Source organism: Pontimicrobium sp. IMCC45349 (genome assembly GCF_047219225.1).
In the GTDB taxonomy this organism is placed as follows: domain Bacteria; phylum Bacteroidota; class Bacteroidia; order Flavobacteriales; family Flavobacteriaceae; genus IMCC45349.
In genome coordinates, this window is the sequence record NZ_CP178208.1 from 264,607 (window position 1) to 276,023 (window position 11,417).

The following is an 11,417-nucleotide window of genomic DNA, read 5'->3' on the forward strand; positions in this document are numbered from 1 at the left end:
TGCCACTTCTTAAAAACAACACAACCTATGTCATTATCAATGCTTAATGCTATTTCGCCAATAGATGGCAGATACAGAAGTAAAACTGAAAGTTTAGCACCTTATTTTTCTGAAGAGGCTTTAATAAAATACCGCGTTCAAGTAGAAATTGAATATTTTATTGCACTTTGTGAAATCCCATTACCTCAACTAGAAAGCTTTGATCAAGCTTTATTTGAAGATTTAAGAAAAATATACAAAGATTTTTCGGCTGAAGATGCAACAGCAATCAAAAACATTGAAAGTGTTACTAACCACGATGTAAAAGCTGTTGAATACTTTATTAAAGAGAAGTTTGATGCTTTAAATATTTCTGAATATAAAGAGTTTATTCACTTTGGATTGACATCTCAAGATATAAATAACACAGCTGTACCTTTAAGTATTAAAGAAGCTATGAACGATGTATATGTTCCAGAATACTTTAGTGTTTTAGAACGTTTACAAGAACTTGCTATTGAGTGGAAAGACGTATCTATGTTAGCACGTACTCATGGACAACCAGCTTCTCCTACACGTTTAGGAAAAGAAATAGAAGTATTTATAGTACGTTTAAAAGAGCAATTTAATTTATTAAACGATATACCAAGTGCTGCTAAGTTTGGTGGTGCAACTGGTAACTTTAATGCACACCATGTTGCTTACCCAAATATTGATTGGAAAGCTTTTGGAAGCAAATTTGTACAAGAAAAATTAGGTCTTTACCATTCTTTTCCAACAACGCAAATTGAGCATTACGACCATATGGCTGCTTTATTTGATTGCTTAAAACGTATCAATACAATTATTATTGATTTAGATCGTGATGTATGGACATACGTATCTATGGATTACTTTAAGCAAAAGATTAAAAAAGGTGAAGTCGGTAGTTCGGCAATGCCACATAAAGTAAATCCTATTGATTTTGAAAACAGTGAAGGAAACTTAGGAATTGCTAATGCTGTATTTGAGCATTTATCGGCAAAACTACCTATTTCAAGATTACAACGTGATTTAACAGATAGTACTGTATTACGTAATGTTGGTGTACCATTTGGTCATACTTTAATTGGTTTTAAATCGACTTTAAAAGGGTTAAATAAATTATTACTAAACGACGCTAAGTTTGCTGAAGATTTAGAAAATAACTGGGCTGTTGTTGCCGAAGCTATTCAAACCATTTTACGTCGTGAGGCTTATCCAAACCCTTATGAAGCATTAAAAGGTTTAACACGTACCAACGAAGCAATTACGCAAAGTTCTATTTCTAATTTTATTGATACATTAGAGGTTAATGATGCAATTAAAACAGAACTAAAAGCAATAACTCCAGCTAACTATACTGGAATATAATTTAAATGAACGATAAAATATCTTTATTAGCATGTGCATTACTCACTATTGGTTTTGTAGTGAGTGGCTTGTTAGACATACTAGATAATCTAGTTGTTAGAGCACTACTCTTTGCTGGATATTTTATTATTGTTTTCAATATTATTATTGTAAAATCTAAGGACGAAGACAAAAAAAACCTGCCAGATTAGGCAGGTTTTCTTTTTCATTAACATTTTTACTTCTGTTATTTGACTACATGAAGTTAATGTAGATATATTATTTAAAGAAGTCCATAAACTCCTCTACTTTGTTTTCATCAGAACTCATGTTTCCAATCACATCTCCAAGTTTCATGATTTTTGCTGGATCCATATCATCTCCTAAAACTCTTATTAAAGCAAATCCTCTATCATTAGCATTACCAAAAACGATAAGCTCATCAATCAAATTACCATCACCAATATACTTTACTACAAATTTACCATCAGTAGCATTACCTCCACGCATTAGCTCTTCGTACTTTTCATTTTTTAAAATGACTTTTACTTTTGCTAATTCTGCTTTATAATCTTCTGCATTATCAGTTCCAAGTGTATACGCTAACATGTTTAACTTATCTATCGAGTCATAAGCTTCTTGTTGTTCTGGCGTTAACTCTACATTTTCAATATCCACAAAACTAATTGGAATATCTACAGATATAAAGTTTGGTGTTTCTTGATTATCTACAAAGTAAGTTTGTAAAGTCTCTCCTTGGTTACAGCTTGTTAAAACCGTAACCAAAAGGATTGACATGATTATATTTTTGATTGATGTACTCATTATAATTGTTGGTTATCTATTGTTATTAGTTTTGCTTTTCTCCAGCTTTCTCTAAATGCTTTCCTCCTGGTACATTCATTTGACTAGTAAGCTTAGATACTTGACGTAAGTCGATATCTCCTGTTAACGATAATAATACAGTTTCTATTTCACGTTTCTTACCATTAATTACAATATCTTCATTTTTTGTTACTTCTTTTAAACCTGTTACGAACATTAATAGTTCTTTTACATGGTTTTCATCTTTACCTTCTTTTACGTAAAACTTAACCGTTTGGTCTCCATCTTTAATACGCATTAATTCTTCTAAGCTTGAGTTTCTTAAGTATTTAGCTACATCTGCTTTCATCTCTCCAGCTACTTTAGCATCTCCAGTAGTTAATACTTTAAGACTTTTTAAACTCTTTACCATATTAATAAATTGGTCTGCTTCTGGATCGTCTGTTTCAACATCTATTTGTGCTAACATGCTAAACATTTTTTGGTTTACCACTACAGATGTTACAACTTCTAAATCTTCGTACTTATCGAATAAGCTTTGACCGAAAGACATTATTGGTGCTACTACTATTGCTATTATTAATACTAACTTCTTCATGTTTACTTGTTTTAATTATTTTGTTACTTGTTTTTAAAAATTTTGTTTGTTGTGTTCGAAAACTCACCTAAATAAGCAATGTTTTCTGTGCCTTTATCTAAAGAGGTAGACATTAAACCTAGAGTATTGATATTATCTTTACTCTTATTAAAATTTGATGATAATAAGTTAAATGCTTCTACTGTTTGATTATAAGCTAATAACTGCTCATCATTTAATTGACCTTCAATTGATTTTGAAGAATTCCCAACTTGAGTGTAAATCCCAAACATTAGAACTGCTACTGCTGCAACCGAAATCCATCTATACAAATTGATTGTCTTCTTAGGTTTTAGAGGAACGTCTTTAGTGTATTGTTCTTTTTGGGTTTGCAAAAAATACGTAAACATTGGTTTATACATTTCTAAGTGTGGCGCTACAGTTTCTTGCGAAAAATAGTCTTTTAACTGCTGCTCTTCTTGCAATGTTGTTTCTGCGTTTTCGTACTTTTCTAAAAGTTGTTCTATATTATCTAACACCATAACTGTGGGTTTTAGTTAATTTTTCTCTTAATGTTTTTCTTGCTCTTGACAGTGCTACTCTAATAGCTGTTTGATTCATATCTAACATTTTTGCTATTTCTTCAAAGTCGTACTGCTCTATATCTCGAAGCTGCAATATTATTTTTTGCTGCTCTGGTAATTCTTCCATGATTTTAGAAACCCAATCTACACTATCGTTTAGCTCTACCTGTTTCTGTAATGACACATTTTTGTCTTGATAATTACTGTGCACAATTTTTAAATTTTGTGCGTGTTTAGACTTTAATTTGTCTAGACAAAAGTTTTTAGTCATGGTCATAGAAAATGCTTCTACATTTTTGTATTCCTGAATTTTTTGTTTGTTGTTCCACAACTTCAACAAAATTTCTTGTGTGGCATCTTCGGCTTCTTCTTGAGAAACCAGTAACCGTTTTGCCAAACGAAATACTTTATCTTTAAAAGGCATTACTATGTTTAAAAACTCAGCCTGTGTCATTTTTTTAATTGGTTAGTTAAATAGCTTCTTATGTTGCTATTTGTTATTACGACGAGGTACTTTAAATTTTGTTACACGACAATTAAAATAATTTTTATTTTACAATAATGTAATTAACTTTAGAGTTTAAAGACAAACAAAAAAAGCAAACTATGAAATTAAGAATAAAAGCTGTCTTTGTATTAATTGTATTAGGATTAACCTACAGTTGTTTTGAAGATAATGATGATAATGCAATTTCTGCAAGTGAAATAAAAGATTTTGTATGGAAAGGCATGAATGCCGTTTACTTATATAAGCAAAACATACCAGATTTGGCTAATGATAGATTTTCTTCTAACAATGAATATGCAACATATTTAAATTCTTTTTCTACACCTGAGAGTTTATTTGAAAGCTTAATATACGAACGACAAACAGTAGATAGGTTTAGTTGGATTACTAATGATTACATTGCTTTAGAAGAACAATTATCTGGAGGTCTAAACTTTAGTAATGGTATGGAAGCTAACCTATATCTTGTTCCAGGTAGTATAACTGAATTATATGGTGTAGTAAGGTTAGTTTTACCAGGAAGTAATGCAGATAATCAAGGCTTAGAACGTGGTCAAATTTTTGACAAAGTAGATGGTGTTACGTTAACACTTGAAAATTGGAGACAATTAATTAGTGGTGATTCTTTTACCTTAAACTTAGCAAACTATAATGATAATGGTACTGAAGATACTGATGATGACTCATTAGAGTCAACTACAGACACTGTTAATCTAACTAAAACATCTTATACAGAAAATCCAGTTTACTTATCTGATATTTTTCAAGTAGATGGTGAAAACGTAGGTTATTTAGTTTACAATGGTTTTACACCTGCTTATGATTCGCAATTAAATGCTGTTTTTGGAGATTTTGCAGCAAATAATGTACAACATTTAATATTAGACTTGCGCTACAATCCAGGAGGTAATGTTGGAACAGCTACTGCTTTGGGAAGTATGGTTACTGGACAATTTAATGGTGATGTGTTTGCTAAACTTAATTATAATGATGAATTAGCAGGCAATAATTCTGAGTATTTATTCTCTAATACGTTGGAAAATGGAAATACTATCAACAACTTAAACTTAAATAAGGTTTATGTATTAACTACTGGTAGTTCAGCATCAGCAAGCGAAATGATTATAAATAGTTTACGAGCACATATGGATCAAGTCATTCAAATAGGAACCACAACAACAGGTAAGTCACAAGCCTCAGTTACTATTTATGACTCACCAAATTTACAACGTGAAGGTGCTAATCCTAATCATAACTATGCTATGCAACCTCTTATTGCTATAACAGTAAACAAATTTGATGAACAGGTACCTTCATCTGGATTAGTACCAACAATTGCTTTGGAAGAAGTATCTTATAATTATGGTACTTTAGGCGATGTAAACGAAACACTTCTTGCTGCTGCTTTAGCAGATATTGAAGGTTCTAGTAGACTGTCTATTCCTCAATTTAATTTTGAAGTTATTGGAGATAGCAATAAAACTGTTCCATTTTCAGATATAATGTATATTAAAAATTCTGTTTTTACTCAAGAATAGTAGTATCTCCTTTTAGAGAAAACACATATGTCATATAAAACGTTTTTTAACTGGAGTACTGGTAAAGACTCTGCTTTAGCTTTGTATCATTTATTAAAAAACAAAAACTACAATGTAGATACGTTAATTACTACAGTTAATAGTCACTATAACCGTGTGTCTATGCATGGGCTTCGTAATGAGCTCATGTATGCCCAAACTAAAGCAATAAATACTCCTTTACAAGTTATAGAACTTCCTGAGCAACCAACCATGAAAACCTATGAAAGCACTATACATAAAGCGCTTTCAAAATTACAATCGGACGGTTTTACACACAGTGCTTTTGGAGATATTTTTTTAGAAGACTTGAAAACATATAGAGAACAGCAATTAGCTACTTTAGGTTTTCAAGCCGTTTTCCCGCTATGGAAAAGGAACACAAAAGAATTATTAAATGAGTTTCTAGATTTAGGTTTTAAAACCATAGTAGTTGCTGCTAGCGCTAAATATTTTGACGATAGTTTTGTAGGCACTATTATTGATCATGATTTTATTGAAAATTTACCTGAAGATGTAGACCCTTGTGGTGAAAATGGTGAGTTTCATACTTTTTGCTTTGATGGACCAATATTTAAACATCCAGTAAATTTCAACATTGGCGAAAAGATTTATAAATCATATAAAAATCCCGACTCTAAAGACAAGGCTTCGGAGTCGGGATTTTGGTTTGTTGATTTAATTCCTAAATAAAAATCTTATAAAGTAAGGTTAAATCCTAAGCTAACATTTGTACCTCTTGTAGTATATCCAATTATTTCGGCATAATCTTCATTAAATAAATTGTCAACATTAGCAAATACCCTCATTTTGTTTTTTAACAATGTATGGCTAAAGTATAAGTTAATTACTGAATAAGAATCTAATTCAACATTTTGGAATGTAGAAAAATCTGTATCTGTTCTTTTTCCAGTAAATTGATAATTTAATGAAGCGAATGCTTTAGTGTTGAATGTATAACCTACACCTAAATTAGCTTTATGTTTTGGCAATCTTAAACGTACACCATCTTTAAGTTCTGTAAACGTATAATTTGCGTTAACGTTTAAATTTTTAACCAATGTAACATCTGCCTCTACCTCTACTCCTTGTACTGTAGCATCTTCGGTAGCATTTTCATATCCTGTAGTATAAATAATTGTGTTTTCTTCATCTCTAGTAAAGTAAACTCCACTTAATCTAAAACCTTTATTATTTACATATTCCAACCCTCCTTCTATAGTTGTATTTTCTTCTGGATCTAAATCTGGATTAGCACCAAAAGGTCCGAATAACTGTGATAAGTTAGGAGCTATAAACGATGTTGCATATGATGCGAATACTTTAGCATAACCATTTTTTACTTGCTTTCTAAACGAAGGGTTTACATTATAAACAAAATGAGAACCATATTCGCTATGATTATTATAACGTGCTCCTGTATTAATATTTAATCCAAAATCTGATACATATACCATATTTACATAAGGATCTACTGTATTATACGATTCTTCCTCCGAGAATTTACTTTGGTAATCACCATAATTTAACCCAACAATTGTATAAAACTTATCGTTAAAATTGTACTTATTATAAGCATCTACTAATACACTTTCACCTTCACTTATAGAACCAAATTCAGCAATAGTTTCTCTTTCAGTTTTAGTAAATGCAGCATTTACATGTACACTACCATTGTTATAAGCATATTTTGGAGAAATTCCAAAACGTGTTTGTTCAGAGATGTATTCATCGTCCGTATCTGCAAATGTATACGTAGGTGCTGGAAAACCGTCAATATCAGTCTTATATTTATCATAGCTTCCAAAAGCAGTTACATCAAAACGATCTGTAAATTTATAACCAACTCTTAAACTTGTATTATACTTAGAAAACTTATCTTTTTCAGCATTTTCTACATCTGCAGCAGATAAACCACTAGCATATCTATTACCAAATGTTCCAACGTATGTTAACTTACCAACAGTTCCATTTAATGACACATTGTTTGTTGCTTTTCTTAAATCAAAATCTTGCTCATCTGCAGATTGGTTAGTTCCAATTACCGAAGTCATATTCAAAATAATAGTCTCATCAGCCGCTTTTTTAGTAGTAATATTTATTACAGCTGTAGCAGCTCCATTTCCATATAAAGTACTTGCAGCACCTTTAATAATTTCGATAGATTCAACAGTATTTAAATCTAATAAACGTAAATCAAAATCGTTTGCGACTGATGTTGGATCATTAACTTGAATACCATCTATTAATACTAAAACCTGTCTATTGTTACCACCACGTACAAAGTATCCAAGATTTTGACCTTCAACACTTCTACTTCCGTTTATTTCAATACCACTTTTAGTATTGATTAAATCGGCAACCGAACGACCTATGTTATTTTTTATTTCTGCTTGAGAAATCTTAATAACTGTTTTACCAGAGTTTTCGCGTTTTAATTCAAATCTTGAATCTGTTACGACTACTTCTTCTAGCTTTTCCTCTTTGGCTTCCTCTTGCGCAAAACCAAATACTCCTGTAAACGCCCAAAGCGCTCCTAAAACAAAATGTTTTTTGTTCATTTTTAATTAAATTATTCGAGAATGGTATGACTTAACATACGTAAACTTTTATCCCGAAAGTTTGACTTAGTTATTTGAAAATGGCAGGTCTCCTGACTTGCGTCTTTGTACTTGTCTTCCCAGAAATTTCCAGTGACTTTGAAGTTTTAGCACAAAGCAGTATAGCTTACAGTTGCGGGAACAGTTCTGGATTTACACCAGATTCCCTTTTAATCCAATCAAGTAAAATCTTGACTAGAACCAAAATTCTCTGCAAAAGTATTGATTTAGGTTAGATTTGCAGCTAATAAAACTACTTTTTCTTATGCATTTTATATAGCAGATAAATAAAGCCAACTAAAAAATGAGCTATAATTATTCCTGCTACTATATATATTGTTAAATTTGAATCGCCTCTCATGACATCAATTTTCATCAAAATTACTTTAGAATCTTGAGAGTTTTAGTTACAAAAGTTACCAATGGAAAAAATATATAGATTATTAATAATAATTGCCTTTATTAATTTTATTTACTCGTGTAAAAATGAGCCTAAAACACAAATCACCGAAAATAAAAAAGGTGAAAAAGTAGAATTGAAATATGCTCAAGGGTTTTCCATTACAAAGTTTGACACACATACTACTTTAGAGATTAGTAGTCCTTGGCCAAATTCAGAATTAAGCTTTAAACATGAATTTTTAAAAGAAAATCTTCCAGTAAAAAAAATAGTAGTCACCTCTACAACTCATATTCCTGCTTTAGAATTATTAGAAGTTGAACAAGCTTTAGTTGGCTTTCCTGGAACAGATTATATTTCTTCCAAAAAAACACGTGCATTAATAGATAATGATCACGTTAGAGAACTTGGTAAAAATGAAGGTATTAATACTGAAGTTCTTTTAGAGTTACAACCAGATGTAGTTATTGGTTTTGGTGTTGATGGCACCAATAAAACATTTGAAACCCTAAAAAAGTCTGGTATTGAAGTTATATATAATGGTGATTGGGTTGAATCTTCAGCGTTAGCAAAAGCTGAATGGATTAAGTTTTTTGGTGTTTTATTTAACAAAGAAACTAAAGCCGACTCTATTTTTAATACTATTGAAGCTAATTATCTTGAAGCAAAAAAGATAGCTAAATCAGTTACAAACCAACCATCAATTTTAAGTGGAGCAATGCATAAAGATGTATGGTATTTACCAAATGGTGCAAGTCCAGAAGCTCAATTTTTAAAAGATGCTAATGTCAACTATTTATGGAAAGACACCAATAGTAAAGGTAGCTTAGCACTTAGTTTTGAAAGTGTTTTTGAAAAAGCTATCGACGCAGATATTTGGTTAAGTCCATCTTATTATACAAGTTTATCACAATTAGAAGAAGCCAATAGTCACTATAACAAATTTAGTGCCTTTAAAAATAAAAATGTGTATTCTTTTTCTAATACAACAGGAGCAACAGGAGGCGTTTTGTATTATGAATTAGGTACAGCAAGACCAGATTTGGTTTTAAAAGACATTATCAAAATATGTCATCCACACTTACTAGATAATTATCAACCTTACTTTTTTCAAGCCTTAGAATAATTGGAATTAAAAAAGACATATACAACATCTTTCATTCTATTAATTTTAATAGTTATAGCTTGCTTTTTCACCAACCTAAGTTTAGGTTCGGTATCAATACCATTAAAATCTATTTTCAATGCACTCATTGGTGGCTCAATTGAAAATGATTCTTGGCAACATATTATTATTAATTATAGATTACCAAAAGCAATTACTGCTATTTTAGTTGGATCTGGCTTAGGTGTTTCTGGATTATTAATGCAAACGCTTTTTAGAAACCCTCTAGCTGGTCCTTTTGTACTTGGTATTAGCTCTGGAGCCAGTTTAGGTGTTGCTTTAGTCATTATGGGAGCTTCATTATTTGGAACAGCTTCAGCAATATTATTAGCCTCAAAGTGGAGTTTGGTAATAGCTGCAAGTTTAGGTAGTTTTTTAGTACTATTAGCTGTTATGCTAGTTTCAATAAAAGTTAGAGACACAATGGCAATTCTTATTATAGGTTTAATGTTTGCTAGTATTACTGCTGCCATAGTAAGCGTACTCTCCTATTTTGCTTCAGCAGAACAACTACAACAATACATTTTTTGGGGATTTGGTAGTTTAGGAAATTTAAGTTGGGATGAGCTTTTTATTCTTAGTATTACTTGCTTATTAGGGATCATTATTTGCATAGCTTCTATTAAAGCATTAAACACCTTATTATTAGGCGAAAATTATGCAAAAAGCTTAGGCTTGAATATTAAAAAAAGCAGGATGCTTATTATTATAGCCACCAGTTTGTTAGCTGGTACTATTACAGCTTTTGCTGGACCTATTGCATTTATTGGGTTAGCAATTCCACATATGACTCGTCAAATATTTAACACCTCAAATCATAAAATTTTGATTCCTGCTGTAATGCTGTTTGGAGCTATTGTTTTATTAATTTGTGATAGTATCGCTCAATTACCTAATAGCGATTATACATTACCAATTAACGCCATAACCTCATTAATAGGTGCACCTGTAGTAATATGGCTATTAGTAAGAAAACGAAAAATGGTTTTTTAATGAGTCAAGAAAGTAAACATACAATCTTAACAACCAAAGCATTATCAATAGGCTATAAAACAAAAAAAACTAAAAGTGTTATAGCTTCAAATATTGATGTAAATCTTTACTCTGGAGAACTCGTTGGTTTAATTGGTGCAAATGGTATTGGTAAATCTACTTTTTTAAGAACCATAACTAATGTACAACCAAAGCTTGAAGGCGCTGTAGAAATTAACCAAAAACCGCTAGAGCAGTATTCAAATATTGAGCTGGCTAAAGTTTTAAGCTTAGTACTTACTGAAACGGTTGCTTCAAAAAACTTATCAGTTTTAGAACTTGTAGCTCTTGGAAGACAGCCTTATACAAATTGGGTAGGTAATTTAAGTGAAAAAGACACAACAATTACCTTAGAAGCTTTAGCACAAACCAACATTAGCGATTTAAAACATAAAAAATGTTATGAGCTAAGTGATGGTCAATTACAAAAGGTTATGATTGCTCGTGCTTTAGCACAAGACACGGACCTTATTGTATTAGATGAACCAACAACGCATCTAGACATGTATCACAAAGCATATATTTTAAAGTTACTGCAAAAGCTCGCGAAAGACACTAATAAAACAGTGCTTTTCTCCTCGCATGAAATAGATTTAGCGATTCAGCTTTGTGATAGACTTATAGTTATGAACGATAATCAAGTTTTTACAGACACACCATGTAATCTTATTGAGAAAGGTGTTTTCAACACATTATTTCCAAAAGATTTAATTTCATTTGATAATGCTACTGGTAGTTTTAAAGTGAAAAAATAATCTTAATACTCGTACTTGTTTCAGCATTTCAAATAATTTATCTT

General features: G+C 31.2%; 12 protein-coding genes and 1 riboswitch. Of the genes, 7 read left to right on the forward strand and 5 right to left on the reverse strand.

Annotated features, from left to right (window positions below; all coding sequences use genetic code 11):
* The first annotated feature begins 27 nt into the window (after positions 1-27).
* Positions 28-1,371: an adenylosuccinate lyase gene (gene purB / locus ACLII3_RS01275; RefSeq protein WP_412985845.1), complete on the forward strand. Its 1,344-nt coding sequence runs from the start codon at positions 28-30 to the stop codon at positions 1,369-1,371.
* Between the two features lie 5 nt (positions 1,372-1,376).
* Entirely contained in the window at positions 1,377-1,562 is a 186-nt protein-coding gene (locus ACLII3_RS01280) for a hypothetical protein (protein WP_412985846.1), read from the forward strand.
* Between the two features lie 67 nt (positions 1,563-1,629).
* Here the strand turns inward: ACLII3_RS01280 and ACLII3_RS01285 are convergent, their stop codons facing one another.
* The 4 genes from ACLII3_RS01285 to ACLII3_RS01300 are packed head-to-tail and all read right to left on the reverse strand — an operon-like array spanning position 1,630 to position 3,790.
* A complete protein-coding gene (locus ACLII3_RS01285) occupies positions 1,630-2,148 on the reverse strand; it encodes a DUF4252 domain-containing protein (RefSeq protein ID WP_412985847.1) in 519 nt (172 codons plus the stop codon).
* 52 nt (positions 2,149-2,200) lie between these two features.
* Positions 2,201-2,773, reverse strand: a complete 573-nt coding sequence (locus ACLII3_RS01290) for a DUF4252 domain-containing protein (RefSeq protein ID WP_412985848.1) — start codon at positions 2,771-2,773, stop codon at positions 2,201-2,203.
* Between the two features lie 23 nt (positions 2,774-2,796).
* Positions 2,797-3,294: a hypothetical protein gene (locus ACLII3_RS01295; protein ID WP_412985850.1), complete on the reverse strand. Its 498-nt coding sequence runs from the start codon at positions 3,292-3,294 to the stop codon at positions 2,797-2,799.
* Positions 3,281-3,790, reverse strand: a complete 510-nt coding sequence (locus ACLII3_RS01300; protein ID WP_412985852.1) for an RNA polymerase sigma factor — start codon at positions 3,788-3,790, stop codon at positions 3,281-3,283. The genes ACLII3_RS01295 and ACLII3_RS01300 overlap by 14 nt, the downstream gene beginning before the upstream one ends.
* Before the next feature lie 152 nt (positions 3,791-3,942).
* On the opposite strand from ACLII3_RS01300, the gene ACLII3_RS01305 reads away from it, so the two are divergent.
* Positions 3,943-5,382: a S41 family peptidase gene (locus ACLII3_RS01305; RefSeq protein ID WP_412985853.1), complete on the forward strand. Its 1,440-nt coding sequence runs from the start codon at positions 3,943-3,945 to the stop codon at positions 5,380-5,382.
* 27 nt (positions 5,383-5,409) lie between these two features.
* Complete coding sequence (locus ACLII3_RS01310) at positions 5,410-6,114, forward strand: diphthine--ammonia ligase (RefSeq protein WP_412985855.1); 705 nt, start codon at positions 5,410-5,412, stop codon at positions 6,112-6,114.
* A gap of 5 nt (positions 6,115-6,119) precedes the next feature.
* Here the strand turns inward: ACLII3_RS01310 and ACLII3_RS01315 are convergent, their stop codons facing one another.
* Positions 6,120-7,982, reverse strand: a complete 1,863-nt coding sequence (locus tag ACLII3_RS01315; protein WP_412985856.1) for a TonB-dependent receptor plug domain-containing protein — start codon at positions 7,980-7,982, stop codon at positions 6,120-6,122.
* Positions 7,983-8,046: 64 nt separating this feature from the next.
* Positions 8,047-8,242: riboswitch (cobalamin riboswitch) on the reverse strand.
* A gap of 201 nt (positions 8,243-8,443) precedes the next feature.
* Between ACLII3_RS01315 and ACLII3_RS01320 the strand changes: the two genes are divergently transcribed.
* Genes ACLII3_RS01320 through ACLII3_RS01330 form a run of 3 tightly spaced genes read left to right on the forward strand, consistent with a single transcriptional unit; the run spans position 8,444 to position 11,373 of the window.
* Positions 8,444-9,547, forward strand: a complete 1,104-nt coding sequence (locus tag ACLII3_RS01320; protein WP_412985858.1) for an ABC transporter substrate-binding protein — start codon at positions 8,444-8,446, stop codon at positions 9,545-9,547.
* Complete coding sequence (locus ACLII3_RS01325; protein WP_412985859.1) at positions 9,548-10,579, forward strand: FecCD family ABC transporter permease; 1,032 nt, start codon at positions 9,548-9,550, stop codon at positions 10,577-10,579.
* Positions 10,579-11,373, forward strand: coding sequence for an ABC transporter ATP-binding protein (locus ACLII3_RS01330; RefSeq protein WP_412985861.1), 795 nt, complete (start codon positions 10,579-10,581; stop codon positions 11,371-11,373). Before ACLII3_RS01325 ends, ACLII3_RS01330 begins: the two co-directional genes overlap by 1 nt.
* The last annotated feature ends 44 nt before the right edge of the window (positions 11,374-11,417 follow it).